This is a genomic window from Nocardia sp. NPDC004123, from assembly GCF_053603795.1.
Genome location: NZ_JBSGGG010000023.1, coordinates 94,591 through 120,943 on the forward strand (window position 1 = coordinate 94,591; position 26,353 = coordinate 120,943).

At 69.4% G+C, this 26,353-nt stretch carries 24 protein-coding genes; 19 read left to right on the plus strand and 5 right to left on the minus strand.

Translation table 11 applies throughout. The features are described 5' to 3' along the window. Positions 1-25: 25 nt before the first annotated feature. A complete protein-coding gene (locus ACWEQQ_RS30710; RefSeq protein WP_452350691.1) occupies positions 26-700 on the plus strand; it encodes an NUDIX domain-containing protein in 675 nt (224 codons plus the stop codon). A gap of 3 nt (positions 701-703) precedes the next feature. Beyond that, a complete protein-coding gene (locus tag ACWEQQ_RS30715; RefSeq protein WP_452350692.1) occupies positions 704-2,887 on the plus strand; it encodes a molybdopterin-containing oxidoreductase family protein in 2,184 nt (727 codons plus the stop codon). Here the strand turns inward: ACWEQQ_RS30715 and thiE are convergent, their stop codons facing one another. After that, positions 2,888-3,589 carry a thiamine phosphate synthase gene (thiE, locus tag ACWEQQ_RS30720; protein ID WP_452350693.1) on the minus strand — a complete coding sequence of 234 codons (702 nt, stop codon included), beginning with the start codon at positions 3,587-3,589 and terminating at the stop codon, positions 2,888-2,890. Between the two features lie 153 nt (positions 3,590-3,742). Between thiE and thiO the strand changes: the two genes are divergently transcribed. From thiO to ACWEQQ_RS30750, 6 genes are all read left to right on the plus strand, one after another. After that, complete coding sequence (gene thiO / locus ACWEQQ_RS30725; RefSeq protein WP_452350694.1) at positions 3,743-4,828, plus strand: glycine oxidase ThiO; 1,086 nt, start codon at positions 3,743-3,745, stop codon at positions 4,826-4,828. Continuing rightward, positions 4,825-5,037, plus strand: coding sequence for a sulfur carrier protein ThiS (thiS, locus tag ACWEQQ_RS30730; protein WP_354843470.1), 213 nt, complete (start codon positions 4,825-4,827; stop codon positions 5,035-5,037). The genes thiO and thiS overlap by 4 nt, the downstream gene beginning before the upstream one ends. Beyond that, positions 5,030-5,794, plus strand: coding sequence for a thiazole synthase (gene thiG / locus ACWEQQ_RS30735; RefSeq protein WP_452341608.1), 765 nt, complete (start codon positions 5,030-5,032; stop codon positions 5,792-5,794). The genes thiS and thiG overlap by 8 nt, the downstream gene beginning before the upstream one ends. Before the next feature lie 205 nt (positions 5,795-5,999). Beyond that, entirely contained in the window at positions 6,000-6,968 is a 969-nt protein-coding gene (locus tag ACWEQQ_RS30740) for an ABC transporter ATP-binding protein (RefSeq protein ID WP_452341626.1), read from the plus strand. Further along, complete coding sequence (locus tag ACWEQQ_RS30745; protein ID WP_452350695.1) at positions 6,968-7,786, plus strand: ABC transporter permease; 819 nt, start codon at positions 6,968-6,970, stop codon at positions 7,784-7,786. The genes ACWEQQ_RS30740 and ACWEQQ_RS30745 overlap by 1 nt, the downstream gene beginning before the upstream one ends. A gap of 304 nt (positions 7,787-8,090) precedes the next feature. Beyond that, positions 8,091-9,095 carry an adenylate/guanylate cyclase domain-containing protein gene (locus tag ACWEQQ_RS30750; protein WP_452341628.1) on the plus strand — a complete coding sequence of 335 codons (1,005 nt, stop codon included), beginning with the start codon at positions 8,091-8,093 and terminating at the stop codon, positions 9,093-9,095. 19 nt (positions 9,096-9,114) lie between these two features. Here the strand turns inward: ACWEQQ_RS30750 and ACWEQQ_RS30755 are convergent, their stop codons facing one another. Further along, complete coding sequence (locus tag ACWEQQ_RS30755; RefSeq protein ID WP_354843480.1) at positions 9,115-9,273, minus strand: hypothetical protein; 159 nt, start codon at positions 9,271-9,273, stop codon at positions 9,115-9,117. Between the two features lie 179 nt (positions 9,274-9,452). Between ACWEQQ_RS30755 and ACWEQQ_RS30760 the strand changes: the two genes are divergently transcribed. The 7 genes from ACWEQQ_RS30760 (at position 9,453) to ACWEQQ_RS30790 (ending at position 18,804) form a co-directional block, all read left to right on the plus strand. Then, a complete protein-coding gene (locus tag ACWEQQ_RS30760; RefSeq protein WP_452350696.1) occupies positions 9,453-11,168 on the plus strand; it encodes an acyclic terpene utilization AtuA family protein in 1,716 nt (571 codons plus the stop codon). A gap of 88 nt (positions 11,169-11,256) precedes the next feature. Then, a complete protein-coding gene (locus tag ACWEQQ_RS30765) occupies positions 11,257-12,420 on the plus strand; it encodes an acyl-CoA dehydrogenase family protein (protein WP_452350697.1) in 1,164 nt (387 codons plus the stop codon). After that, positions 12,417-14,021 (plus strand): acyl-CoA carboxylase subunit beta, encoded by a 1,605-nt coding sequence (locus tag ACWEQQ_RS30770; protein ID WP_452350698.1) that lies wholly within the window; start codon positions 12,417-12,419, stop codon positions 14,019-14,021. Before ACWEQQ_RS30765 ends, ACWEQQ_RS30770 begins: the two co-directional genes overlap by 4 nt. A gap of 26 nt (positions 14,022-14,047) precedes the next feature. Continuing rightward, entirely contained in the window at positions 14,048-16,135 is a 2,088-nt protein-coding gene (locus ACWEQQ_RS30775) for an acetyl/propionyl/methylcrotonyl-CoA carboxylase subunit alpha (protein WP_452350699.1), read from the plus strand. Between the two features lie 3 nt (positions 16,136-16,138). Continuing rightward, positions 16,139-17,302 (plus strand): acyl-CoA dehydrogenase family protein, encoded by a 1,164-nt coding sequence (locus ACWEQQ_RS30780; protein ID WP_354843494.1) that lies wholly within the window; start codon positions 16,139-16,141, stop codon positions 17,300-17,302. An 86-nt stretch (positions 17,303-17,388) separates the two neighbouring features. After that, positions 17,389-18,183, plus strand: a complete 795-nt coding sequence (locus tag ACWEQQ_RS30785) for an enoyl-CoA hydratase family protein (protein ID WP_452350700.1) — start codon at positions 17,389-17,391, stop codon at positions 18,181-18,183. A 6-nt stretch (positions 18,184-18,189) separates the two neighbouring features. Further along, positions 18,190-18,804 (plus strand): TetR/AcrR family transcriptional regulator, encoded by a 615-nt coding sequence (locus ACWEQQ_RS30790; RefSeq protein ID WP_357004891.1) that lies wholly within the window; start codon positions 18,190-18,192, stop codon positions 18,802-18,804. A gap of 75 nt (positions 18,805-18,879) precedes the next feature. Here the strand turns inward: ACWEQQ_RS30790 and ACWEQQ_RS30795 are convergent, their stop codons facing one another. After that, complete coding sequence (locus ACWEQQ_RS30795; protein ID WP_452341634.1) at positions 18,880-19,446, minus strand: TetR/AcrR family transcriptional regulator; 567 nt, start codon at positions 19,444-19,446, stop codon at positions 18,880-18,882. Positions 19,447-19,581: 135 nt separating this feature from the next. Here ACWEQQ_RS30795 and ACWEQQ_RS30800 point away from each other — a divergent pair, with 135 nt between their 5' ends. Continuing rightward, positions 19,582-19,995, plus strand: coding sequence for a DUF6463 family protein (locus ACWEQQ_RS30800; RefSeq protein WP_452350701.1), 414 nt, complete (start codon positions 19,582-19,584; stop codon positions 19,993-19,995). Positions 19,996-20,025: 30 nt separating this feature from the next. Here ACWEQQ_RS30800 and ACWEQQ_RS30805 read toward each other — a convergent pair whose 3' ends face one another. Together ACWEQQ_RS30805 and ACWEQQ_RS30810 are read right to left on the minus strand one after the other, a co-directional pair. Continuing rightward, positions 20,026-20,403 carry a DoxX family protein gene (locus tag ACWEQQ_RS30805; protein WP_452350702.1) on the minus strand — a complete coding sequence of 126 codons (378 nt, stop codon included), beginning with the start codon at positions 20,401-20,403 and terminating at the stop codon, positions 20,026-20,028. A 126-nt stretch (positions 20,404-20,529) separates the two neighbouring features. Beyond that, positions 20,530-21,669: a GTP-binding protein gene (locus ACWEQQ_RS30810; RefSeq protein ID WP_452350703.1), complete on the minus strand. Its 1,140-nt coding sequence runs from the start codon at positions 21,667-21,669 to the stop codon at positions 20,530-20,532. A 104-nt stretch (positions 21,670-21,773) separates the two neighbouring features. On the opposite strand from ACWEQQ_RS30810, the gene thiD reads away from it, so the two are divergent. From thiD to ACWEQQ_RS30825, 3 genes are all read left to right on the plus strand, one after another. After that, positions 21,774-22,625 (plus strand): bifunctional hydroxymethylpyrimidine kinase/phosphomethylpyrimidine kinase, encoded by an 852-nt coding sequence (gene thiD, locus ACWEQQ_RS30815; RefSeq protein ID WP_354843653.1) that lies wholly within the window; start codon positions 21,774-21,776, stop codon positions 22,623-22,625. Between the two features lie 137 nt (positions 22,626-22,762). Next, entirely contained in the window at positions 22,763-24,007 is a 1,245-nt protein-coding gene (locus ACWEQQ_RS30820; protein ID WP_452350704.1) for a glycosyltransferase, read from the plus strand. A gap of 157 nt (positions 24,008-24,164) precedes the next feature. Beyond that, positions 24,165-26,252, plus strand: a complete 2,088-nt coding sequence (locus tag ACWEQQ_RS30825) for a glycosyltransferase family 39 protein (RefSeq protein WP_452350705.1) — start codon at positions 24,165-24,167, stop codon at positions 26,250-26,252. The last annotated feature ends 101 nt before the right edge of the window (positions 26,253-26,353 follow it).

Genomic DNA, 26,353 nt, shown 5'->3' on the forward strand with positions numbered 1-26,353 from the left:
GCGGTCGGACGATGGGATTGCGAAGATGCGTGGTGATGGGGACGGGTGGGCGGAGAGTCCGGATGGCACCCGCCAGTGGGGTCGTTTCGGCGCTGCCGGACTGTTGCTGCGCGCCCCGCTGGCCGGCGGCGGATCTGCAGTCCTGCTGCATCATCGGGCCGCCTGGACCCATCAGGGCGGCACCTGGGCGCTGCCCGGCGGAGCCCGCGACTCCCACGAGACCAGCGTGCACGCGGCCGTCCGCGAGGCCGAGGAGGAGGCGGGCATCGCGCCCGGCTCGATCCGGGTGCGCGGATCCCGCGTGACCGCGACCGCGCCCAGTGGCTGGACCTACACCACCGTCATCGCCGATGCCGCCGATCAGCTGCGCACCCGCGGCAACCAGGAGAGTCAGAACCTGATCTGGGTGCCCGAGGACGAGGTCGAGGACCGGCCGCTGCACCCCGGCTTCGCCGCGGCCTGGCCCGCCCTGCGCGCCACGCCCACCCTGATCAGTCTCGAGGGAATCGCCGATACCGGCGCGGTGGCGGCCGCGTTGCCGCGCACCCTGGATCTGGCCGGTCAGGGATTCCTCTGGCTGCATTCGAATGGCGGCGGGATCGGCCGCACCGCCCGCATCGGCGCGCCCGAATCGGTCACGGAACAGACCGATTTGGCCGGAAATGTGTTGTTCCTCACTCTGGACCAGGTGTTGTCTTGAGGCGTGACAACGCGCGAGGTCCCCACCTACTGCCGGATCTGTGAGCCCCTCTGCGGGCTGATCGCCACCGTCGAGGACGGGAAGCTGGTGCGCCTGCGCGCCGACAAGGACCATCCGCTCTCCCGCGGCAACGCCTGCCCCAAGGGCATCGCCTTCACCGAGATCCAGAACGATCCCGACCGGGTGTTGTATCCCTTGCGGCGCACGGCCGCCGGCGCGTTCGAACGGGTCTCCTGGGACACGGCGCTGGACGAGATCGGCGCACGCCTGCGCGGGCTCATCCGCGAGCACGGAATCGAGAGTCTCGGCTGGTATTTCGGCAATCCGTCCTCCTTCTCCTATTCACACACCCTGTGGATGGTGGGTTTCCAGCTGGCCGCCGGGTTGAAGCACGTGTATTCGGCCGGTTCCCAGGACATCAACAACCGCTTCGTGGCCAGCGAGCTGCTCTACGGCTCCCTCACCACCGTGCCGGTGCCCGATCTGGACCGCACCGATTTCCTGCTCATGCTGGGCGCGAATCCCCTTGTCTCACACGGCAGTGTGCTGAGCGCGCCGCGTATCCGCGAGAAGCTGACCGCCATCACGAAGCGGGGCGGGCGGGTGGTGGTGGTCGACCCGCGAAACACCGAGACCGCCAAGCTGTTCGAGCACGTCGGCGTGCGACCGGACGGTGACGCCTGGCTGCTGGCCGCCCTGTTGCAGGTGATCTTCGACGAGGGTCTGGAAGACACCGGGGCACTGCGCCGCCAGGCCGGCGGCGCAGGTGAATTACGGGCTGCCGTAGCGCGTTTCACGCCCGAATACACCGCCGAGGTCACCGGCCTCGACCCCGATCGGGTGCGCGCCCTGGCCCGCGATCTGGCCCGTGCCGAATCCGCCGCGGTCTACGGCCGCACCGGCACCTGCCTGGGCAGGCACGCGACCCTGGTGGCCTTCCTCATCGACGTCCTGTCCCTGGTGACCGGAAACCTCGACCGGCCGGGCGGTTCGGTCTTCGGCAAGGAACTGGTGGCGGTCTCCGAACTGAGCGCCCGCCTCGGTTTCGCCGGATACGGCAAGAACCGTTCCCGCATCGGCGGATTCCCGGACGTGCTGGGCACCTTCCCGGCCGCCATCATGGCCAAGGAGATCACCACGCCCGGCCCGGGGCAGCTGCGTGCCCTGTTCACCTCGGCGGGCAATCCGGTTTCCTCGGTGCCCAACGGCCGCGAACTGGCCGCCGCGCTCACCGAACTGGACCTGTTCGTTTCCATGGACATATATGTCAACGACACCAACCGGATCGCCGACTACATCCTCCCGGCGACCACCTTCCTTGAGCGCGACGACATTCCATTGCCGTTCACCGCGTTCTCCCCGACGCCGTACACCCAGTACACCGAGCGGGTCGTCGAACCGTACGGGGAGGCTCGCGAGGAATGGCGGATCATCGACGCCATCGCGACCCGGATCGGCGTGCAGCCCTTCGCCGTCGGCCCGGCCCGCCCGGCCGGTCGCCTGCTGAGCGTCCTGCGCCGCCGCGTCCCGGGCCTCGGCTCCGCCCGCCCCACCCCGACCCTGCTGGCCGACCTGGCCCTGCGCACCGGCCCCTACGGCGACCGATTCGGCCTGCGCCGCAATGGCCTCAGCCTGCGCATGCTGCGCCGTCACCCGCACGGGGTGGTGCTCGCCGACAGCATCGCCACCGGGGTGCTGCGGAACGTGGTGCGGCACCAGGGGGGCCGCGTGCGGCTGGATCCGGACGAGATCATCGGCGAACTGCGCACCCTCAGCGCGCGGCCGGCCGATCCGGCCTATCCGCTGCGTGTCATCGGCCTGCGCGAACTGAAATCCCACAACTCGTGGATGCACAATGCCGAGCCGCTCATGCGCGGCGACCGCGAGCACGCCGCCCGCATCAATCCCAAAGACGCGGCGGTGGCGGGCATTTCCGACGGCGACCGCTGCCGGGTCACCTCCGCGCACGGCGCCATCGAGGTGACCGCCCGGCTCACCGAGGACATGACCGAGGGCACCGTGGCCATTCCACACGGCTGGGGGCACGACGGCGGCTGGCAGCGCGCCAATGCCGCCGGGGGCGCGAACGTGAACGACCTGATGTCCACCGATCTCGCCGATGTGGAACGCCTCGCCGGCATGTCCAACCTGAACGGCGTCCCGATCCGCCTCGACCCGGTCGGCTAGCTAGCGGTTGTTTTTCAGGATCTGCTGCTTGATGGCGCGGGCGGCGGCCGCCGGATCGTCGGCCTCGGTAATGGCCCGCACCACCACGATTCGCGTCGCGCCCGCGTCCAGCACCTCGGGCAGGCTGCGGGCGTCGATGCCGCCGATGGCGAACCACGGCCGGTGCGTGTGCGAATCGGCGGTGGACCGGACCAGGTCGATGCCCGCCGGGGTGCGGCCCGGCTTGGTCGGGGTGGCGTACACCGGCCCGGTGCAGAAGTAGTCGATGTGCTCGTCCACCGCGGCCAGTCCGGCCTGCGCGCGATTGTGCGTGGAGCGGCCCAGCACCACCTCGCCGCCCAGGATCTGCCGCGCGTACCAGGGCGGCAGGTCGCCCTGGCCCAGGTGCAGCACGTCCACCCCGGCCGCGAGCGCGATATCGGCGCGGTCGTTGCACGCGACCAGGGCGCCGTGGCGGCGGGCGGCGGCTTTCAGCTCGGCCAGCGCACCCAGTTCGGCCTTGGCCTCGAGCGGGCCGAACTGCTTCTCCCCGGGCGAGCCCTTGTCCCGCAGCTGGATGATGTCGACGCCGCCGGCCAGGGCCGCCTCGGCGAACTCCGCCAGGTCACCCCGGTCCCGGCGGGCGTCGGTGCACAGGTACAGCCGCGCGGTGGCGAGGCGTTCCCGTGGGGTGGCGGGCCGGTTCGGGTGGGAGGGTTGCACAGCCTCGACGGTAGTCGCGCTACGGTGTTCGAGTCGAAACGACCCGAGGGAGCGCACCCGGCGTGCAGCCGCGCGACGCTCCCGCCGAGTCCACTGTTTCGCCCGATATATATGCAGGTCCCGCGGATGCCGGGATGAGTTAGGTGGATTCACATGCGGACTCTGGCCGTCGTCGGCGGCGGTGTGATCGGACTTTCGGTAGCCTGGCGTGCCGCCGGAGCGGGCTGGACCGTCACCCTCTTCGACCCGGCCGTGGGCTCCGGATCCTCCTGGGTGGCGGGCGGCATGCTCGCCCCGCTCTCGGAGGGCTGGCCCGGTGAGGACGCCGCTCTCGCCTTCGGCGCCGCCTCCCTGATCCGCTGGCCCGGTTTCGCCGCCGAGCTGCGGGCCGTCACCGGCACCGATGTCTTCGTCGCCGATCAGACCCTGACCGTCGCCCTGGACGGCGCCGATGCCGCCGACCTGCGCACCATCGCCGACTGGGTGAATGCCCGCGGCCATGAACTGCGCCTGCTGGACCGCGCCGGGGTGCGCGCCGCCGAACCCTGCCTGGGCCGCGGCGTGCGCGCCGGACTGCTCGCCGTCGCCGAACCCGCCGTGGACAATCGCGCCCTGGTGACCGCGCTCCGAACCGCCTGTGCCGCGGCCGGAGTCGAGTTCCGCGCGGAGCCGGTGGAGTCGCCGGCGGCCCTGCCGCACGATCGCATCGTGCTCGCCACCGGCGCCGCGGCCGCCGACCTGTGGCCCGGTCTGCCGGTCCGCCCGGTGAAGGGCGAGATCCTGCGCCTGCGCCGCCGCCCCAGCGCCCCGCCCGTGCCCGCCCGCGTGGTCCGGGCCCGGGTGCACGGCCGGCCCATATATCTTGTGCCGCGGCGTGACGGAATCGTGCTGGGTGCAACACAATACGAAGTCGGGTTCGACAACGCCGTCACCGTCGCCGGTGTCCGCGACCTGGTCACCGATGCCGAGGCCGTGCTGCCGGGTATCGGCGAGTACGAATTCGCCGAGGCCATCGCGGGTTCGCGCCCGGGCTCGCCCGACAATCTGCCGCTGATCGGTTACCTGGACGAGCGGGTGATCGTGGCCGCGGGACACGGCCGCAACGGCATTCTCGACACCCCGGTCACCGCCGACGCCGTCCTGGCGCTGCTCGCCGACACCGAGCTGCCCGAGGCGCGCGCCGCGGACCCGCGCCGGTTCACCACCGCCGCACCGTTTCACCCAGGAGGAGTCCGATGACCGCAATTCCGGTCGGCGTCACCGTCAATGGCGAGGATCATGTTTTCCCCGACGAGCTCACCATCCGGCAGCTGCTGGAACGGCTGAACCTGCCGTGCCAGGGCGTGGCGCTGGCCATCGACGGCGCGGTGTTCCCCAAGTCCCGCTGGGACGAGCCGGTCGGCCGCGGCTGGGAGATCGAGGTACTGACGGCGGTGCAGGGTGGCTAGCGCGATCGAACCGCTGGTCATCGCGGGCCGCGAGTTCGGCTCCCGGCTCATCATGGGCACCGGCGGCGCGGAGAATCTGGCCGTGCTGGAGGAGGCCCTGGTCGCCTCGGGCACCGAGCTGACCACGGTCGCCATGCGCCGGGTGGACGCCGCGGGCGGCACCGGCGTGCTGGACCTGCTCAAGAGGCTGGAGATCGCCCCGCTGCCCAATACCGCCGGCTGCCGCACGGCCGCCGAGGCCGTGCTCACCGCCCAGCTGGCCCGCGAGGCTCTCGAAACCGATTGGGTGAAGCTGGAAGTCATCGCCGACGAGCGCACCCTGCTGCCCGACGCCATCGAATTGGTCGCCGCCGCAGAGCAATTGGTGGACGACGGCTTCACCGTGCTGCCCTACACCACCGACGACCCGGTGCTGGCCAAGCGCCTCGAGGACACCGGCTGTGCTGCGGTCATGCCCCTGGGCTCGCCGATCGGCACCGGTCTGGGTATCGGCAATCCGCACAATATCGAGATGATCGTGGCCGCCGCGGGCGTGCCGGTCATCCTCGACGCGGGCATCGGCACCGCCAGTGATGCCGCGCTGGCGATGGAACTCGGCTGCTCGGCGGTCCTGCTGGCCACCGCGGTCACCCGCGCCCGGCAGCCCGCGCTGATGGCCGCCGCCATGGCCCGCGCCGTCGAGGGCGGATGGCTGGCGCGGCAGGCGGGTCGAATCCCCAAGCGCTTCTGGGCCCAAGCCTCCTCACCCGGATTCTGAAGCGCCGCACTCTGGTTCGCGGCGCGTTTGGTTCTTGACCGAGTGGAGCGGGGGAGCGAAGCGGAGGGAAGAACGAGACCTCCAGCGCCGCGAACCCGCCCGGAGCGAAGCGGAGGGCAAATCGGACACAGTCATCCTCAGGGATGAGCGACGCGCGACCAATTAGCGATAGTGCGCGCTCCGTACATGGGGAAGACTGGTCGCCATGATCGAACTGAGAGGCCTGACCAAGCACTACGGCCAGACCGTCGCGGTGTCGGACCTGTCGTTCACGGTCCGTCCGGGACAGGTGACCGGCTTCCTCGGCCCGAACGGGGCGGGCAAGTCGACCACCATGCGGATGATCCTGGGGTTGGACACGCCGACCTCCGGCACCGCCCTCATCGACGGTAAGCCGTACCACGACCTGAAGCGTCCGCTCGACACCGTCGGCGCGCTGCTGGACGCGAAGTGGGTGCATCCCAATCGTTCCGCGCGCTCGCACCTGCGGTGGATGGCCGCCTCCAATGACATTCCGCAGTCGCGGGTGGAGGAGGTGCTGCGCCTGGTCGGCCTGTCCGAGGTCGCCAACAAGAGCGCCGGTGGTTTCTCCCTCGGCATGTCGCAGCGGCTCGGCCTGGCCGGCGCCCTGCTCGGCGACCCGCAGGTGCTGCTGTTCGACGAACCGGTGAACGGCCTGGATCCCGAGGGCATTCTGTGGATCCGCCGTTTCATGCAGCGGCTGGCGGGCGAGGGCCGCACCGTGCTGGTGTCGAGCCATCTGCTCTCCGAAATGGCGCAGACCGCCGAGCATCTCGTCGTGATCGGCCGGGGCCGGCTCATTGCCGACACCACCACTAAGGATTTCATCGAGAAGGCCTCGGAACAGTCTGTGCGCGTGCGCAGTCCGCAGCTGGATCAACTGCGCAGCCTGCTCACCTCCAACGGCATGACGGTCCGCGAGGATGGTGCCCGGCCGGCCGGTAAAGAACCAACGGAGGCGGACGGCGCGGCCCTGGTGGTCGCGGGCGTCACCAGCGACGCGGTCGGAAAACTGGCCGGCGCCAATGACATCACGCTCTACGAGCTCTCGCCGCAGCGCGCCTCGCTGGAGGAGGCGTTCATGCGCATGACCGGTGGCGCGGTGCAGTACCACGGCGAAGGCTTCGATCAGGTTATGGGAGGTGCGCTCTGATGGGAGTGCTCGCGGCGGAACGAATCAAGCTCACCTCGACCAAGTCCCCGGTCTGGTGCACCGCGCTGCTGGTGGTGTTCGCGCTGGGTATCGCGGCGCTGTTCAGCCTGGCCCTGAACGCGTCCTGGCGGGTCTTCGAGGATCAGCTGGCCCAAGGCAAGATGACCCCGGCCGATGCGCCGTACGCGGAGAACTCGGTGGCGGGCCTCGGTATCACCGGCCTGGCCCAGGGCATTCCGGGTTTCGGCTACCTGATGGTCATGATCCTGGCGGCGCTCGCGGTCACCAGTGAATACCGCTTCGGCACCATCAAGACCACCTTCCTCGCGGTTCCCGGTCGAACCACCGTGCTGCTCACCAAGGCCGGTGTCATCGGGTTTGCTATGGCGTTGCTGAGTGCGGCGCTGACCTTTCTCGGCTTCTTCATCTTCAAGGTCATGGTGAACCACGACGCGGGCAGCCACCTGAGCCTGAGCAGTGGTGATCTGCGGGTCTTCTACGCCGTGCCGCTGTTCATCCTGCTGGTGGTCTTCCTGGCGGTCGGTGTGGGCACGCTGATCCGGCAGTCGGCGGGCGCGCTGTCGCTGCTGATCGTGTGGCCGGTCATCCTCGAGCCCATGGTCGGCGCGTTCGGCAAGATCGGCCGGGAGATCCAGGTGCTGCTGCCGTTCCAGAACGCGGGCCTGTTCCTGGGCACCGTGGATGCCAAGTCGTCGTACTGGCACTGGGGTCCGTGGGGCGGCCTGGTCTACTTCGCGGTCTTTGTTGGATTGATCTTCGCAGCCGCGTTGTTCGTGGTAAATAAGCGCGACGCGTAGAGCGCACACAGACCCTGCCCTAGGGGCCGCCGGCCACTGCCCGGCACGGCGGCGAGCATCGGCCCGATACGGATTCTCCGTATCGGGCCGGTGTCGTAACGGACCAAAAGTGTGTGCCAGCTAACTTTTCCTGTCGGCATGGATCGGTTGGCCGTCGTACTAGACGGTCGGTAGCATCGAAACAGCAACCAAAACACTCAAACCTTCGGCGGGTCCAATGATGTGGCCGCTCGCACCGATCGGGAGGTGTCAGGTGGCAATCATTGATCCATTCCACGACGGAACGCTGAGATACGCTCTGGGCGTGAGCGAACGACCCTCCGACGGCGGTGAACGCGCCTCCGACGCGAACCGTACGGACGGACTGGGAACCGATCGCAACCGGTCCCGCGACGCGCCCCCCAGCCGGGCACGGCAACCCCGCATCGACCCGGATGTGGTCATCCCCCTGATTCCCGCGGAACTGTCCGAGGACCCCGACGAGACCGACGAGTCGCAGGCCGGGCGGCGGCGCGGCCGTTTCCCCGGGCAGCTCTCGGCCATGGTCAATGCCGCCAATCAGCGCGGCGACATCATCGACGCCATCCGTAAGGCGCGCGAGAACCTGCCCGGCGATCCGGCCTTCGGTGATCCGCTCTCGGTCTCCGGACCCGGCGGCGCGCGTGCCGTGGCCCGCGCGGCGGACAAGTTGGTCGGTGATTCCCCCAGTGCCGCACGCGAATTGGGGCTGGGTGCGCTGCAGGTCTGGCAGGCCGTGCTGGAGCGGATCGGCAAGGGCCGCGGCCCGCAGGAGATCACCATCATGTTCACCGATCTGGTGGCCTTCTCCAGTTGGTCCCTGGCCGCGGGGGACGAGGTGACCCTGGACCTGCTGCGGCGGGTGGCCAAGGCCATCGAGCCGCCCATCGTGGATCGCGGCGGCCAGGTGGTCAAGCGCATGGGTGACGGCGTGATGGCCGTGTTCCCGTCCGCGGACCGGGCCGTACGGGCGGCGGTGGCGGCCAAGGAGAACCTGTCGGCGGTATCGGTGGACGGCTATCGCCCGCAGATGCGCCTGGGGCTGCACACCGGCAGTCCGCGCGAGATCGGCGGCGACTGGCTCGGCATCGATGTGAACATCGCGGCCCGCGTCATGGAGGCGGGCGGCAATGGCAACACCATGCTCTCGGGCGTGACCCTGGACTCGCTGCGCCCGGAGACCCTCGAGGAGCTCGGCCTGGGCGTAAAGCCCTATCGCCGTAGCTTTTTCGCGGCTCCCCTGAGCGGCGTCCCGGAAGATCTCCGCATCTTCCGCCTCGAAGCCGAGTGACGGTCCGCCGGCCCGAGAGTCAGTTCGTCATCCAGAGCACCGCGCCCACGGCCGCGAGCACGCCGCAGACGGCGAGCCCGATGGCCAGCGGGCGGGAGGTCTTGAACAGCGAGTACGCCCCGCCGAGCAGGAATCCGGCGAGGGCGAGCAGGACGATCACGGTGACGTCTGAGGACACCTGTTCAGTGTGCCTGAAGGTTGCCGACGTACCGGAGACCGGTCCCGACCTGGGATTCTGGAAAATAACAAGCACGCGGGCTTGATTTTTTCCGGGACCGATGTGACCCTGTAACCGACCGCAGCACCGAGGCTGCGCCGACCGCGCTGTGACAGCGCAGGTGCACAGGGAGGCCCGCCATGAGTCAGCTCGCCGACACTCCGGATCTGATTCGGATCGGCAACTGTTCCGGGTTCTACGGCGATCGCCTCAGCGCCATGCGGGAGATGCTCGAGGGCGGGCAGCTCGACGTGCTCACCGGCGACTATCTGGCCGAGCTCACCATGCTGATCCTGGGACGCGATCGCATGAAGGACGCGAACCTCGGCTACGCCAAAACCTTTGTGAAGCAGCTGGAGGGCAGCCTCGGCCTGGCCCTCGAGTCCGGGGTGAAGATCGTCGCCAATGCGGGCGGGCTGAATCCGGCCGGGCTGGCCCAGCGGGTGCGGGAGGTGGCCGAAAAGCTCGGTCTCGCACCGAAGGTCGCGTACGTGACCGGTGACGATCTGCTGGCGCGGGCCGGAGAGCTGGGGCTGGGCGCGCCGCTCACCGCGAACGCCTACCTGGGCGCGTGGGGCATCGCCGAATGCCTGACCGCGGGCGCGGACATCGTGGTGACCGGGCGGGTCACCGACGCCTCGGTGGTGGTCGGTCCCGCGGCCGCGCATTTCGGCTGGGGCCGAACCGATTACGACGCGCTGGCCGGTGCGGTGGTGGCGGGGCACGTCATCGAGTGCAGCACCCAGGCCACCGGCGGCAATTTCGCCTTCTTCACCGAGATCGCCGATCTGGGGCGGCCGGGCTTCCCGATCGCCGAGGTGCGGCGCGATGGCAGCAGTGTCATCACCAAGCATGCGGGCACCGGCGGCGCGGTCACCGTGGACACGGTGAAAGCCCAGCTCATGTACGAGATCCAGAGCGCGCGCTACGCCGGGCCGGATGTCACCACGCGACTCGACACCCTCGAGGTGAGCCAGGAGGGCCCCGACCGGGTACTGATCAGTGGCGTGACCGGGGAGGCCCCGCCGCCGCAGACCAAGGTGTCGACCAACGCCATCGGCGGATTCCGCAACGAGATGGAGTTCATCCTCACCGGCCTGGATATCGAGGCCAAAGCCGAACTGGCGCAACGGCAGCTGGAGTCGTGGCTGCCGGCGCGGCCCGCCGAGCTGGAGTGGACCCTGGCGCGGCTGGACCGGCCCGACGCCGACACCGAGGAGCAGGCCAGCGCCCTGCTGCGCTGTGTGGTCCGGGACCCGGATCCGAACAAGGTGGGCCGCGCGTTCTCCAGTGTCGCAGTGGAATTGGCTCTGGCCAGCTTCCCCGGCTTCTCGCTGACGGCCCCGCCCGGCAATGGCGGTCCGTACGGGGTGTTCACGCCGGGATACGTGGATTCCAAGGAGATTCCGCATACGGCGGTCCTGGCGGACGGCACCGAGGTGGCGATCGCGCCGGCCGGGGAAACCCTGGAGCTGGCTGCGGTCGCGGAACCGGAACTGCCGCAGCCGCTTCCGGCCGGAGCGACCACTCGCGCCCCGCTGGGCGCGATCGCGCTGGCCCGCAGTGGCGACAAGGGCGGCAATGCCAATATCGGCGTCTGGGTGCGCACCGAGGAGCAGTGGCGCTGGCTGGTGCACACGCTGACCGTCGACGAGCTGCGCCGCCTGCTGCCGGAGACCGCCGCGCTGCCGGTCACCCGGCACGTGCTGCCGAATCTGCGGGCACTGAACTTCATTGTCGAGGGCCTGCTCGGCGCGGGCGTGGCCTATCAGGCCCGCTTCGACCCGCAGGCCAAGGGGCTCGGCGAATGGCTGCGCGCCCGGTACCTCGACATCCCCGCGGAGTTGCTGCCGTGAGGCGGCGCGGCGGACCTGCGCTACGGCCGTGGACCGGCCGGGCCGGCGACAGGCGAGGGTTCGGCCTCGCGGAAGGGAACGAGGCGGTATGAGCGCCGGATATGCAGACCCGTGGCAGACACCCGAACGCCGCGAATTGCGCGCCACCGTGCGCGGTTTCGCGGAGCGGGAGGTGCTGCCGTATCTGGACGAGTGGGAGCGCAACGGCGAGATCCCGCGTGAGCTGCACAAGAAGGCGGGTGCGCTGGGGCTGCTAGGCATCCAGTTCCCGGAATCCGCCGGCGGTTCCGGTGGCGACGGCATCGACGCCGCCATCGTGGCCGAGGAGCTGCACTACGCGGGCTGCTCGGGCGGCCTGTTCGCCTCCCTGTTCACCTGCGGTATCGCGGTGCCGCACCTCATCGCCTCGGGCAATGCCGAGCACATCGAGCGCTGGGTGCGGCCGACGCTGGCGGGCGAGAAGATCGGGTCGCTGGCCATCACCGAACCGGGCGGCGGTTCGGATGTCGGGCATCTGCGGACCACGGCGGTCCGGGACGGCGACGATTTCATCGTGAACGGGTCCAAGACCTTCATCACCTCCGGTGTGCGCGCCGATTTCGTGGTGACCGCGGTGCGTACCGGCGGTCCGGGCGCGGCGGGTGTGTCGCTGCTGGTGGTGGAGAAGGACACGCCCGGGTTCACCGTCAGCCGCAAGCTGGAGAAGATGGGCTGGCTGTGCTCGGACACCGCCGAACTGTCGTATGTCGATGTGCGAGTGCCGGTCTCGAACCTGGTGGGCCCGGAGAACAGCGGATTCGCCCAGATCGCACAGGCTTTCGTGAGCGAGCGGGTGGGGCTGGCCGTGCAGGGGTACGGGCACGCCCAGCGCTGCCTGGACCTGACGCTGCAGTGGTGCCGGGACCGGGAGACCTTCGGCCGCCCGCTGATCAGCCGCCAGGCCGTGCAGAACACGCTGTCGGAGATGGCGCGCCGCATCGATGTCGCGCGCGTGTACACGCACGCGGTGGCCGAGCGCGCCGCCCGCGGTGAGACCGATCTGATCGCCGAGGTGTGCTTCGCCAAGAACACCGCCGTGGAGACCGCGGAATGGGTTGCCCACCAGGCGGTGCAGCTCTTCGGCGGCCTCGGCTACATGCGTGAGTCCGAAGTCGAGCGCCACTACCGCGATGTCCGCATCCTCGGCATCGGCGGCGGCACCAACGAGATCCTGACCAGCCTCGCGGCCAAGCGATTGGGGTTCCAGTCTTGAGTATTCTGCGCACGTCCGTAGACCCGAATTCGGCGGACTATCAGGCCGCCGCCGAGGCCATGACGGCCAAGCTGGCCGAGGTGGAGGCCGAGTACGCCAAGAACATCGCCGGCGGTGGCCCGGACAAGATGGCCCGGCACCGCAAGCGCGGCAAGCTGACCGCGCGTGAGCGCATCGAACTGCTCATCGACGAGGATTCGCCGTTCCTGGAGCTGGCCCCGCTCGCGGCCTGGGGCAGCGACTTCCATGTGGGCGCCAGCGTGATCGCGGGCATCGGCATTGTCGAGGGCGTCGAGTGCATGATCGTGGCGCCGGATCCGACCGTGCGCGGCGGTACGTCGAATCCGTGGACGCTGCGCAAGAACCTGCGCATGAACGACATCGCGCTGGAGAACCGGCTGCCGGTGATCGGCCTGGTCGAGTCCGGCGGCGCGGATCTGCCGACGCAGAAAGAGGTTTTCGTCCCCGGCGGGCGCATGTTCCGGGACCTCACCCGGTTGTCGGCGGCCGGAATCCCCACCATCGCACTGGTTTTCGGCAACTCCACCGCCGGTGGCGCGTACGTCCCGGGCATGTCCGACTACACGGTCATGATCAAGGAGCGCTCCAAGGTGTTCCTGGGCGGTCCGCCGCTGGTGAAGATGGCCACCGGTGAGGAGTCCGACGACGAATCCCTCGGCGGCGCCGAAATGCACGCCCGCATTTCGGGTCTGGCCGACTACCTGGCCGTGGACGAGCAGGACGCGATCCGGCTGGGCCGTTCCATCGTCAAGCGGCTGAACTGGCAGAAGCAGGGTCCGGCCGCGCGCCCGGTCGCCGAGGTGATCGAGCCGATGTACGACTCGGAGGAACTGCTCGGCATCGTGCCGACCGACCTCAAGATCCCGTTCGATCCGCGCGAGGTCATCGCCCGCGTGGTCGACGGCTCCGACTTCGACGAGTTCAAACCGCTCTACGGTTCCAGCCTGGTGACCGGCTGGGCGGAACTGCACGGCTACCCGGTCGGCATTCTCGCCAATGCCCGCGGCGTGCTGTTCTCGGAGGAAGCGCAGAAGGCCACCCAGTTCATCCAGCTGGCCAACCAGTCGAACACGCCACTGCTGTTCCTGCACAACACCACCGGCTACATGGTCGGCAAGGAGTACGAGCAGAAGGGCATCATCAAGCATGGCGCGATGATGATCAACGCGGTGTCGAATTCGAAGGTGCCGCACATCTCGCTGCTCATGGGCGCGTCCTACGGCGCCGGCCACTACGGCATGTGCGGGCGCGCCTACGATCCGCGCTTCGTGTTCGCCTGGCCCAGCGCCAAATCCGCCGTCATGGGCGGCGCGCAGCTGGCCGGCGTCATCTCCATCGTGGGCCGGGCCGCGGCCGAGGCCAAGGGCATGCCCTTCAACGAGGAGGCCGACGCCGGGATGCGCGCCATGATCGAGGCGCAGATCGAGGCCGAATCACTGCCCATGTTCATGTCGGGCCGGCTCTACGACGACGGCGTCATCGACCCGCGTGACACCCGCACGGTGTTGGGAATGGCGTTGTCCGCCATCCACAATTCCCCGATCAAGGGCGCCGAGGGCTTCGGCGTCTTCCGGATGTGAGGCCAGAGATGAGCATTGCGACCCCAATGGGCACAGTGATTACCAACGTTCTGGTCGCCAACCGTGGCGAGATCGCACGGCGGGTGTTCGCCACCTGCCGTCGCATGGGTATCGCGACCACGGCGGTCTATTCCGACGCCGACGCGAACGCTCCCCATGTGGCCGAGGCGGATGCCGCAATTCGCCTGCCGGGCAACACCCCTGGCGAGACCTACCTGCGTGCCGAGCTGATCATCGAGGCTGCCCTGGCCGCCGGTGCCGACGCCATCCACCCCGGCTACGGATTCCTCTCCGAGAACGCCGAATTCGCCAAGGCCGTGCAGGCCGCCGGCCTCGTCTGGATCGGCCCGCCGGTCGCGGCCATCGAGCAGATGGGCTCCAAGGTCGAGTCCAAGAAGATGATGGACGCCGCCGGGGTCCCGGTGCTGAAGCAGCTGGATCCGGCCGAGGTCACCGCCGACATGCTTCCGGTGTTGATCAAGGCGTCCGCCGGCGGTGGCGGTCGCGGCATGCGCGTGGTGCGCGAACTGTCCGAGCTGACCGGTCAGATCGAGGCGGCGCAGCGGGAAGCCCAGTCCGCCTTCGGCGATCCGACCGTTTTCTGCGAGCGCTACCTGGAGACCGGGCGCCACATCGAGGTGCAGGTCATGGCCGACACCCACGGCACCGTGTGGGCGGTCGGCGAGCGCGAGTGCTCGATCCAGCGCCGCCACCAGAAGGTCGTCGAGGAGGCTCCGTCGCCGCTGGTCGAGAAGGTCGACGCCATGCGCGCGTCAGGCTCGGAGGAGCCGCTCCACCTCCCAGCGCTTGCGCAGCGTAACCACGGAGAGCCCGCGCGCATGGCCGATGGGCAGAGCATGCGGGCGCGGTTGTTCGAAGCGGCGCGGCTGGCGTCGGAGGCCATCGGCTACGAGGGTGCGGGCACCGTCGAATTCCTGGCCGACGAGAAGGGCGACTTCTTCTTCCTGGAGATGAATACCCGTCTGCAGGTGGAACATCCGGTCACCGAGCAGGTCACCGGCCTGGACCTGGTGCGCCTGCAGCTGCAGGTGGCCGCCGGTCGCGCGCTGCCCGCGCGGCAGCCGGAGATGCGTGGCCACTCGATCGAGGTGCGCCTGTACGCCGAGGATCCGGCCCACGACTGGCAGCCGCAGTCCGGCCCCGTCCACCAGCTCGACATCCCGGGCACCCTGGGCGAATTCACCGTGCTGACCGAGCCGGGTGTACGCCTGGACACCGGCGTGGTGGACGGCTCGGTGGTGGGCGTGCACTACGACCCCATGCTGTCGAAGGTCATCTCCTTCGCCGAAACCCGGGACGAGGCGGCGCATCTGCTGGCGAGCGCGTTGCAGCGGGCCAAGATCCACGGTCTGGTCACCAACCGCGACCTGCTGGTGCGGGTGCTGCGGCATCCGGCGTTCCTGGCGGGCGACACCGACACGGCGTTCTTCGCGACCCACGATCTCGAGAAGCTTTCGGCGCCACTGGTTTCCGAGGCCGGCGAGCAGCTGTCCATCGTGGCCGCCGCGCTCGCCGACGCCGCCGCCAACCGCCGCGCGGCCCGGGTCGGCAGCGGCCTGCCCAGCGGCTGGCGCAATCTGCCGTCGCAGCCGCAGTCCAAGTCCTACGAGTCGCGCCTGACCGGCAAGCACGAGGTGCGCTACCGCCTGACCCGCACGGGTGTCGAGGTCGAGGGCCACGACGGGCTCGAATTGCTGGAGGCCACACCGGATCTCGTGGTGCTCCAGGTCCCGGGGGAGCGCGGCCCGGTGCGCCGGCGCTTCGAGATCGCCCGCTACGGCGACCTGGTCGCGGTGGATTCCCCGCTCGGCCCGGTGGCCGTACGCCGCCTGCCGCGCTTCGAAGACCCGGCCGACCAGGTAGCCGAGGGCTCGCTGCTGGCCCCGATGCCGGGCGCGGTCATCCGCCTGGGCGCGGCGGTCGGCGACCGGCTCGAGAAGGGCCAGCCCATCCTGTGGCTGGAGGCGATGAAGATGGAGCACACCATTGCCGCACCCACCGCCGGCGTGCTCACCGAATTGAACGTTTCCGCCGGCCAGCAGGTCGAGGTCGGCGCGGTTCTCGCCGTGGTCCACAGCGAAGATCAGGAGTAGGCAATGAGTTTCATCGAGACCGACGAGCAGAAGGCGCTGCGGGCCGCGGTCGCCAAGCTGGCCGCCAAGTACAACTTCCGCGACTACGCCGGCCCCAAGGCTCGCCGCAACGAGCCCTTCGACGAGCTGTGGGACGAGGCCGGCAAGCTCGGCTTCCTGGGCGTGAACCTGCCCGAGGAGTACGGCGGCGGTGGCGCGGGCATCTACGAACTCGCGCTCGTGCAGGAGGAATTGGCGGCGCAGGGCTGCGGCCTGCTGCTCATGGTGGTCTCGCCCGCCATCTGCGGCACCATCATCACCAAGTACGGCACCGAGGCACAGAAGCAGCACTGGCTGACCAAGCTGGCCGATGGCTCGTCGAAGATGGTCTTCGGCATCACCGAGCCGGACGCGGGCTCCAATTCGCACAAGATCACCACCACCGCCCGCCGCGACGGCGAGGACTGGATCCTCAACGGCCGCAAGATCTTCATCTCCGGCGTGGACCAGGCCGAGGCGGTGCTCATCGTGGCCCGCTCCGAGAACGCCAAGACCGGCAACCTGCAGCCCGCCCTGTTCATCGTCCCCACCGACGCCCCCGGCTTCGTGAAGACGAAGCAGGAGATGGACATTCTCGAGCCGGACAACCAGTTCACGCTGTTCCTCGACGATGTGCGGCTGCCCGCCACCGCCCTGGTCGGCCAGGAGGACGCGGCCATCGCGCAGCTGTTCGCGGGCCTGAACCCGGAGCGCATCATGGGCGCGGCCATGGCGGTCGGCATGGGCCGCTACGCCATCGACCGGGCCGTGGCCTATGCCAAGGAGCGCGCGGTGTGGAAGGGCGCGCCGATCGGCGCGCACCAGGGCATCTCGCACCCGCTGGCGCAGGTGAAGATCGAGCTGGAACTGGCCAAGGTCATGATGCAGAAGGCCGCGTTCCTCTACGACTCCGGCGACGACTTCGGCGCCGCCGAGGCCGCCAATATGGCGAAATACGCTGCGGCCGAAGCCAGTATCAAGGCACTCGACCAGGCCATCCAGACCCACGGCGGTTCCGGCCTGACCTCGGACGTGGGCCTGGCGGGCATGCTGGCCGCCGCCCGCATCGCCCGGGTGGCGCCGGTCAGCCGCGAGATGATCCTCAATTTCGTGGCCCAGCACTCGCTGGGTCTGCCCCGGTCCTACTGACCGGGGCGACGAGTGGCGGCGGTGTGCGCGGCCACCGCCACTCGTCCCTCCCGCACCCGAAAGCCACACAGCAGCAGGAGTATTCGATGACCGACACAGCCGGTGCCGCCGCGGACGCGCCGTTCGTGCGCTACGAGGTGCGCGACGGATTCGCGGTACTGACCCTGGACTCCCCGCACAATCGCAACGCCCTGTCCTCCCGGCTGGTCACCGAACTGCTCGCGGGCCTGGCGCGGGCGACCGGGGACGACGCGGTGCGCGGGGTGGTGCTCACCCACACCGGCAACACCTTCTGCGCGGGCGCGGATCTCAAGGAGGCGGTGGACGCCGACCCGGCGGCCGCCGCCGACATCCGCACCCGCTGGATGATCTCGGTACTGCGCGACATCCTCGCCATGCCCAAGCCCGTGGTGGCGCAGGTGGACGGCAACGTGCGGGCGGGCGGCATGGGCATCATCGCCGCCTGCGACCTCGTGGTCGCCGGGCGGAACAGCAGCTTCGCGCTGACCGAGGTGCGGATCGGCCTGGCCCCGTTCATGATCTCGCTGACCCTGCTGCCGCGCATGACCGGCCGATCGGCGGCCCGCTACTTCCAGACCGGCGAGACCTTCGACGCGGCCGAGGCCGAACGCATCGGCCTCATCACCATCGCCGCCGACGACCCCGCGGCCGAGACCGCCCGGCTGCTCGGTGAACTCCGCAAGGGCGCACCGCAGGGCCTGGCCGAAGCCAAACAGCTCGTCAACGCGGACCTGCTCACGGCCTTCGACCGCGGGGCCGAGGACCTGGCCAAACGCTCCGCGAGCTTCTTCGGCACCCCCGAGGTGATCGAGGGCATCACGGCCTTCATGCAGCGCCGCCCACCCAGCTGGGCAGAATAGGCAACCATGGCGACACCCCACGAACCCAAGCAGGACCGCAGCCGGGCCACCCGGCAGCGGCTGCTGGAGGCGACCATCGACTGCCTGGCCCAGACGGGCTGGGCGGCCGCCACGGTCGCGGTGGTGGCCGAACGGGCCGGGGTGTCGCGCGGCGCGGCCCAGCATCACTTCCCCACCCGTGAGGATCTGATCACCGCCGCCCTGGAATACATGTTCGACACCCGGATGGACCAGGCCAAGGCCGACGCCCTCGCGGTCGCCGACGTCGCCGAGGGCGTCGCGCGCACCGAGGCGGTGGTGGCCGGCCTGGTCGAGTCCTACACCAGCCCGCTGTTCAAGGCGGCGCTGCAGGTGTGGACCCACGCGGCCGCCGACCCGGCCCTGCGGGAACGAATCGTCCCCATGGAAGCCCGCTTCGGCCGCATCTCGCATCGGATGGCCGTCGAGGCGCTGGGCGTGGACGACTCGGATCCGGTCGCCCACCACCTGGTGCAGGCCACCCTCGACCTGGCCCGCGGCCTCGGCCTCGCCGATGTCCTCACCGACGACTCCCTGCGCCGCAAGGAAATCGTCCAACAGTGGGCCGCCACCCTCCACACCGCCCTGGCCGCCCGCCACTGACCATCCGCCGACCGCCGCCACTCGAGACCGAGCGCTGAACAGTGGCGATCCGGCTGGTCGGAACGGCGTTGATGGCTAGCGGTCCGGCTGTGCGGGGCGGTCGAGGAGGATCGCGGCGGCGCGGGCGAGGACCTGGGCGCGGGTGCGGCCGGGATGGTCGGCGGCGAGGAACTGGTTTCCGATGGCCAGGCAGAAGGCGAGCAGGCTGCGGGCCTCGATCTCGTCGGGGTCGGAGCAGAAGGTGCCGATGGTCTCGCGTAGCAAGGCCATTCGACGGTCGTCGACGCGGCGCAGCCGGGCGGCGACCGATTCATCGCGGCGGGCCCAGTCCCGGACCGCCAGGTCGATCGCCAGCAAACGGTTGGGGGACAAGGTCAATCGGCCGGCGAGCGTGATCCTGTCCCGCGGGTCGTCTTCGAGCGCAATGGTTTCGAGCACTTCGTCGGTGCTCTCGCGCTCCCAGACATCCAGCATTGCCTCCAACAGGGCGGCGCGGTCGGGGAAGTACCCGTAGAACCCGCCCTTGGTCACGCCCAGCTGCTTGGCCAGGACTTCGATGCGGACCGCTTCCACGCCGCTGTCGACGAGCGTCTGCAAGCCCTGCTCGATCCACGCCTCGCGCGGGGTGCGGGCCACGCCCATATGGTGACTCCTCTCACGCCTCGCCTTCTATACGGCACCGTATATCAGGGCTACTCTCGCTGCTATACGCCACCGTATAACAAGACTGGCGGGGGAACGAGACACGCACCCCCGCAGGAGAAATGGGGAGTTCGGATGATCAAGTGGGCTGGTCGGCTCATCGTATTCTTCGGAGCCGCACACACCGTGGGCGCGTTGACGATCGAGCACGCGGCACGCCACGCCGGAGCGTGGTTCAGCGGGGAGCTGTGGGGTGACGACTTCGCCGCCATGAGCCCGGCGGACAGCGCCTACTGGCTCTCCCTGGACAGCTTCGGCATTCCGCTGATCGTGCTCGGCCTGACCGTGCTCTGGCTCGACAACCGGCACATCACGCCACCGCCCTTCATCGCGTGGATTCTGGGGATTTGGACGGTGATCGGCGCCATCGTCCTCGCGCCCACCCCCTGGCCGATCATGGCGCTCGCGACAATCCTTCTGTTCGTCGGAGCCCGCCGCGCCGCACCCCACGACAGCCCGATAAATGCTGGATCGCGAGGGATCGGGTAGCGCGTATCTCGGTTGGGCGCTCGGTGCTGGTCAGAAGGGGTGGAGCCAGAAGCGGCCTACGGTGATGAACAGGGCCAGGGCCAGGTAGAGCACGTTGGCGATCAAGGCGGCTCGGTCGCCGTGGCGGAGGTGGGTGATCATGGCGCCGATCATCAGGAGGATCCAGCAGATGGCGGTGACCGGGACCATGAACGGGGCTGTGTCCAGGGCTGCGGGGAGGGTGAGGCCCAGGGCGGCCAGGACTTCCAGGGCGCCGAGGGTTTTGACGAATGTGGCGGTGGCGTCGCCGGTCCAGCCGCCGCCGGGGGCGCCGGCCAGCTTCTCCTTGGGAACGACGATCTTCGTGAGGCCGCCGAAGAGGGCTACGGCTGCCAGTAGTCCGGCGCAGATCCACAGGGCGATGTTCATGGTGGCGACTCCTTTTCAGCGATTCGCACACAAGAGTCTGAATCGTCCGGTCTTGTGACATCACCTTCGAATGACCTGCGTCACTGGCGGTGGAGTCGATCGGGGAGTCGCCGCCGATTCGGATGGTCAGGCGTGGTTGTGGGATGGGCCCCACGAGGGGAAGGGGTCGGGGTAGCTGAGCCATTCCTGGTGGCCCGCAGCGAGTTCGGCGTCGGTGAGGAGGGCTGAGGTCAGGAGGTCGTGGACGTGAGGGCGGTCGAGTCTGATGCCGATGAAGACGATTTCCTGGCCGGGCTGCATGTCGAGCGCGTCCCAATAGCCGCCGGCTTCGAAGGTCAGGTTCGGACCGGCCTGGGACCAGATGGCAGCCAGGTGGGGGCGGCTCGCCAGCCAGAAGAAGCCTTTGCTGCGGAGCAGTCTCTGTAACTGGGCGAGGGCGGCGTCGAGGCGTTCGGGGTGGAAGGGACGGTCGGCGGTGAAGGTGAGGCTGCTGATGCCGTATTCCTCGGTTTCGGGGGTGTGGCCGCCCGCCAATTCCTCGTCCCAGCCCTCGAATTGGGCGGCGAGATCGGGGCGGTAGCGGCCGGTGCCGAGGACTTCGGCGAGGTCGACGACGCCGTGCGCGGCGCGCAGGATCCGCGCGCCCGGGTTCAATCGCCGGATCGTGGCCTCCACGGTTCCGACGGCATTCGCGCTCACCAGGTCGGTCTTGTTGAGCACCAGCACATTCGCGAACTCGACCTGATCGACCAGCAGGTCGGCGATGGTGCGCGCATCCCCTTCTCCCGCTTGCAGATTCCGCTCGGCCAGGGCCTGCCCCTTCACCACTTCGGCGAGGAAGGTGGAGCAGTCCACGACCGTCACCATCGTGTCCAGGCGCGCGAGTTCACCGAGCTGAAAGCCGTCCTCGAACTCCCACTCGAAGGTGGCCGCCACCGGCATCGGCTCGGAGATTCCGGTGGATTCGATGACCAGCTGGTCGAAACGCCCCTCCCGCGCCAGCTTTCCCACCGATTCGATGAGGTCCTCGCGCAGCGTGCAGCAGATGCAGCCGTTGGTGAGCTCGACCAGTCTCTCCTCGGTGCGGTCCAGATGCCCCTGCCCCGCGACCAGCGCCGCGTCGATGTTCACCTCGCTCATGTCATTGACGATGACCGCCACCCGGCGGCCCTCCCGATTGGCCAGGATGTGGTTGAGCAGGGTCGTCTTGCCCGCACCGAGGAATCCCGACAGCACGGTCACAGGCAGCTGAGTTGAAGTCACCATTTAATGATAATGATTTTCAATATCCGCGATCGATCGCCCCCAAGGTTCGAGACCTCCAGGGCCGCGAACCCGCCCGGAGCGAAGCGGAGGGCAAGATAAGCGCCGTGCAACTCTTACCGCTTGCCCCGAACGGCACCACCCCGGTCCGCGCCCTCACCATCGCGGGCACCGACTCCGGCGGCGGCGCGGGCATCCAGGCCGACTCCCGCACCATGGCCCTGTGCGGTGTGCACGCGTGCGTGGCGGTCGCCGCGGTGACCGTGCAGAACACCGTCGGCGTCAGCGGTTTCCACGAGATCCCGCCGCAGATCGTGGCCGACCAGGTGCGAACCGTGGTCGGCGACATCGGAATCGGCGCGGCCAAGACCGGCATGCTGGCCTCCACCGCCATCATCGAGGCCGTGGCGGCGGTCTGCCGCGAGGTCGGCATCGGACGCCAGGGCAGCATCCCGCTGGTGGTCGATCCGGTCGCCGCCTCCATGCACGGCGACGCCCTGTTGCACGCCGAGGCCCTGGATGCGGTGCGCCACACCCTGATTCCGCTGGCCACCGTGGTCACCCCCAACCTCGACGAGGTCCGTCTGATCACCGGCATCGACGTGATCGACGACGCTTCCGCCCGCAAGGCCGCCGAGGCGCTCATCGCGCTGGGCCCGCAGTGGGCCATCGTCAAGGGCGGCCACCTGCGCACCTCGGAGCAGTCCACCGATCTGCTCTTCGACGGTGACACCTTCCACGAGCTCCCCGCCCGGCGCCTGGTCACCGGCAATGATCACGGCGGCGGCGACACCCTGGCCGCGTCCATCTGCTGCGCGCTGGCCCACGGCTACTCGGTCCCCGACGCCGTCGCCTTCGCCAAGGAATGGACCTTCCGCTGCCTGGAAGCGTCGTACGACCTGGGTAAAGGACACGGACCGGTCTCCCCGCTGTGGCGGCTGCATCTCGGACCGAGCTAGCACGATCACGGCGGGGCCCGCGCGATCTCGATCCGGGGTCGTGCATCGCACGAAATCGACGCCGAGGCAAGCGGCTCCCAGGAACCTCCCAGGCAGGCCGCAGACTGATGTGAGTCTGGTGATCGAGATTGGTCACCATGAACGACACCGTAACCGCCGTGCGGGCGGCGGAACCCGCAGAAGCAGTGACCGCGCCCGTCGTGGACGTGGTCGTTCCGGTCTACAACGAAGAGGTCGACCTCGGCCCCTGCGTGCGCAGACTGCACGCGTTCCTCACGCTGAACTTCCCCTTCACGGCGCGCATCACCATCGCCGACAACGCCTCCACCGACAACACTCTCGAGGTGGCCCGGCAGCTGGCCGACCAGATGGACGGCGTGCGGGTGGTGCATCTGGACCGCAAGGGCCGCGGCCGCGCGTTGCGCGAGGTCTGGCAGGCCTCCGACGCCCAGGTCGTCGCCTACATGGACGTGGACCTGTCCACCGACCTCAACGCGCTGCTACCGCTGGTCGCGCCGCTGGTGTCCGGGCACTCCGACGTCGCCATCGGCACCCGGCTGGCCTCCTCCTCACGGGTGGTGCGCGGGCCCAAGCGCGAGATCATCTCCCGCTGCTACAACCTGATCCTGCGGGCCTCGCTGCAGGCCAAGTTCTCCGACGCGCAGTGTGGCTTCAAGGCCATGCGCGGCGACGTGGCCAAGCTGGTGCTGCCGCTCGTCGAGGACGGCGAATGGTTCTTCGACACCGAACTGCTGGTGCTGGCCGAGCGCATCGGGCTGCGCATCCACGAGGTGCCGGTGGACTGGATCGACGATCCGGACTCCCGGGTGGACATCATCGACACGGCCCGCAAGGACCTGCTCGGCGTCTGGCGGGTCGGCCGCGCGCTGACCACCGGCCGGCTCCCCATCAACGAGCTGCGCGCCGCCATCGGCCGCGAGCCGCTGGTGGAGGGCGTACCGCTGGGCATGGTCGGGCAGCTGGTCCGCTTCGGCATCGTCGGCGTCACCTCGACCCTGGCCTACCTGCTGCTCTACGTCCTGCTGCAGGGCATCACGGGCGCGCAGGCCGCCAACTTCCTGGCCCTGCTGGTCACCGCGATCGGCAATACCGCAGCCAACCGCGCCTTCACCTTCGGGGTGCGCGGGTCCAGTCAGGCGGTGTCGCACCACTTCCAGGGGCTGGTCATCTTCGGCGTCGGCCTGGCGCTGACCAGTGGTTCGCTCTACACCCTGCACCATTGGGCCCCGGATGCGGCGGTGCACCTGGAGCTGCTGGTGCTGGTGATCGCCAACCTGGTCGCCACCCTGCTGCGCTTCGTCGGCCTGCGCTGGGTCTTCCGCAATGCCGGAAAGCATCCCGTGCCCGAGGCGGTCCGGTGACCACGATCCTCCCTGCGCCACAGGCGCTTCCGAACGACGGCTTCCGCCTGGTGCGAGTGGACTTCCCCGGCCGCTGCCATCCCGAACACGGCGACCTGCCGTACTGGACCACCCCGTCCGACACCCCCACTGATCGAGCTGACCGAGGAGGCGACCGATGACCGCGACTCTGACCGAGCCCCGGCTCGCCCCGTCCCCGGCCGAGCCGCCCGCGGCCCGCACCGGCCGCCGGGAGTACCTGGCGCTGGCGGCCCTGCTGATCGGCACCGCCATCGCCTACCTCTGGAACCTGTCCGCGAACGGCTGGGCCAACTCCTTCTACGCGGCCGCCGTGCAGGCGGGTTCGGTGTCGTGGAAGGCCATGTTCTTCGGCTCCTCCGACGCGGCCAACTCCATCACCGTGGACAAGACGCCACTGTCGTTGTGGCCCATGGAGATCTCGGTGCGGATCTTCGGCCTGCACAGCTGGAGCATGCTGCTGCCGCAGGCCCTGCTCGGCGTGGCCTCGGTGGCGCTGCTGTGGGCCATCGTGCGCCGCAGCTTCGGCGCGAGCGCCGGCCTGCTGGCCGGCCTGGTGCTGGCGCTGACTCCCATTGCCGCCGTGATGTTCCGGTTCAACAACCCGGACGCCATGCTGGTGTTCCTCATGCTGGCCGCGGCCTGGGCCATGACCGGCGCGATCGCCGACGGCCGCTGGCGGTGGGTGCTGCTCACCGGCGCGTTCATCGGACTCGGCTTCCTGGCCAAGCAGCTGCAGGTGCTGCTGGTGGTGCCCGCGCTGGCGCTGACCTACCTGATCGCGGGCCCGCCCAAGCTGGGCAAGCGCATCGCGCAACTGTTCGGCGCGGCCGCGGCCATGGTGGCGGGCGCGGGCTGGTGGGTGCTGCTGGCCGAGCTGTGGCCGGCCTCGGATCGCCCGTACTTCGGCGGCTCGCAGCACAATTCGATCATCGAACTCACCCTCGGCTACAACGGTCTGGGCCGTCTCGACGGCAATGAGCGGGGCAGCGTCGGCGGTTTCGGCGGCGGCGACCAGCTGCCGACCGGCGGTGGCGGCATGTGGGGCACGCCCGGTATCGGGCGGCTGTTCGAACCGGCGCAGGCCGGTCAGATCGCCTGGCTCATCCCGGCCGCCCTGGTGCTGCTGGTGGCGGGAATCGCCCTGCGCGGCAAGCTGACCCGCACCGATCCGCAGCGCGCCACGCTGATCCTGTTCGGCGGCTGGCTGGTGGGCACCGGACTGGTGTTCAGCTTCATGAAGGGCATCTTCCACCCGTACTACACGGTGGCGCTGGCCCCGGCCGTGGCCGCGGTGATCGGCGCGGGCTCGGTGCTCGCCTGGCAGCACCGCGATCGGCTGTGGGTACGTCTGGCCGCCGTGCCGGCGATGGGCCTGACCACGGCCACGGCGTGGATCATTCTGTCCCGCAGCACGTCCTTCGTGCCGTGGCTGCGCTGGGCGGTCCTGGTGGGCGGCATCGTCGCCACCGTCCTCCTGCTGATTCGCCTGCCCCGCAAGGCCGGTCTGGCCGTCGCGGCGGCCGCGGTGCTGGTCGGTCTGGCCGGTCCTACCGCCTACGCCGTGGATGGCATCGCCACCGCACACCAGGGGCCGATGCCCTCGGCCGGACCCGCGGTGCGCGGCGGCTGGGGTCCGGGCGGTCCGCGCGGCGGTGACCACGGCATGCCGAACGGCCGCGCCGGCAACGGCGGACCGGGTGGCATTGCGGGACCCGGCAATGGCATGCCCGGCGGGCAGCCGGGTGGCGGTCAGCACGGCATGGGCATGAACCACGGTGACACCGCGACCGGCGGACCCGGTGGAACCGAGGGCGGTCCAGGCGGATTCGGCGGCGGCGCGGGCAACATGATGATGGCGAGCAACCCGAGTGACAAGGTCACCGCGCTGCTGAAGGCCGACGGCTCCGAGTACACCTGGGTGGCGGCGACGGTCAGCTCCAACTCGGCGGCCGGATTCCAGCTGGCGACCCAGCTGCCGGTCATGCCGATCGGTGGCTTCAACGGCAGCGACCCCTCGCCGACCCTGTCCGAGTTCCAGGAGTACGTGCAGGTCGGCCGGATCCACTACTTCATCAGTGGCAATCAGATGGGCGGCGACCGCGGCGGCGACGGCGGCAACCAGAGCCAGAGCTCGCAGATCACGGCGTGGGTGAAGGAGCACTTCAACTCGCAGGAGGTGGACGGCATCACCCTCTACGACCTGACCTCGCCGAAGACCACCTGACCGGCGGGCTTGCCACCGCCACCGCAGGACTGAGCGCTCGTACCCGATGGGGGACGAGCGCTCAGTTCTTTCCGTCGCACACAAGTGGGTGTGCGACTCGG

Excerpts from the sequence above, each read along its gene's own strand:
- ACWEQQ_RS30710 (WP_452350691.1), top strand. The coding sequence starts at position 26 with ATGCGTGGTGATGGGGACGGGTGGGCGGAGAGTCCGGATGGCACCCGC.
- thiO (WP_452350694.1), top strand. The coding sequence starts at position 3,743 with ATGCGGACTCTGGCCGTCGTCGGCGGCGGTGTGATCGGACTTTCGGTA.
- thiS (WP_354843470.1), top strand. The coding sequence starts at position 4,825 with ATGACCGCAATTCCGGTCGGCGTCACCGTCAATGGCGAGGATCATGTT.
- ACWEQQ_RS30740 (WP_452341626.1), top strand. The coding sequence starts at position 6,000 with ATGATCGAACTGAGAGGCCTGACCAAGCACTACGGCCAGACCGTCGCG.
- ACWEQQ_RS30745 (WP_452350695.1), top strand. The coding sequence starts at position 6,968 with ATGGGAGTGCTCGCGGCGGAACGAATCAAGCTCACCTCGACCAAGTCC.
- ACWEQQ_RS30760 (WP_452350696.1), top strand. The coding sequence starts at position 9,453 with ATGAGTCAGCTCGCCGACACTCCGGATCTGATTCGGATCGGCAACTGT.
- ACWEQQ_RS30765 (WP_452350697.1), top strand. The coding sequence starts at position 11,257 with ATGAGCGCCGGATATGCAGACCCGTGGCAGACACCCGAACGCCGCGAA.
- ACWEQQ_RS30775 (WP_452350699.1), top strand. The coding sequence starts at position 14,048 with ATGGGCACAGTGATTACCAACGTTCTGGTCGCCAACCGTGGCGAGATC.
- ACWEQQ_RS30780 (WP_354843494.1), top strand. The coding sequence starts at position 16,139 with ATGAGTTTCATCGAGACCGACGAGCAGAAGGCGCTGCGGGCCGCGGTC.
- ACWEQQ_RS30785 (WP_452350700.1), top strand. The coding sequence starts at position 17,389 with ATGACCGACACAGCCGGTGCCGCCGCGGACGCGCCGTTCGTGCGCTAC.
- ACWEQQ_RS30790 (WP_357004891.1), top strand. The coding sequence starts at position 18,190 with ATGGCGACACCCCACGAACCCAAGCAGGACCGCAGCCGGGCCACCCGG.
- ACWEQQ_RS30795 (WP_452341634.1), bottom strand. The coding sequence starts at position 19,446 with ATGGGCGTGGCCCGCACCCCGCGCGAGGCGTGGATCGAGCAGGGCTTG.
- ACWEQQ_RS30800 (WP_452350701.1), top strand. The coding sequence starts at position 19,582 with ATGATCAAGTGGGCTGGTCGGCTCATCGTATTCTTCGGAGCCGCACAC.
- ACWEQQ_RS30805 (WP_452350702.1), bottom strand. The coding sequence starts at position 20,403 with ATGAACATCGCCCTGTGGATCTGCGCCGGACTACTGGCAGCCGTAGCC.
- ACWEQQ_RS30810 (WP_452350703.1), bottom strand. The coding sequence starts at position 21,669 with ATGGTGACTTCAACTCAGCTGCCTGTGACCGTGCTGTCGGGATTCCTC.
- ACWEQQ_RS30820 (WP_452350704.1), top strand. The coding sequence starts at position 22,763 with ATGAACGACACCGTAACCGCCGTGCGGGCGGCGGAACCCGCAGAAGCA.
- ACWEQQ_RS30825 (WP_452350705.1), top strand. The coding sequence starts at position 24,165 with ATGACCGCGACTCTGACCGAGCCCCGGCTCGCCCCGTCCCCGGCCGAG.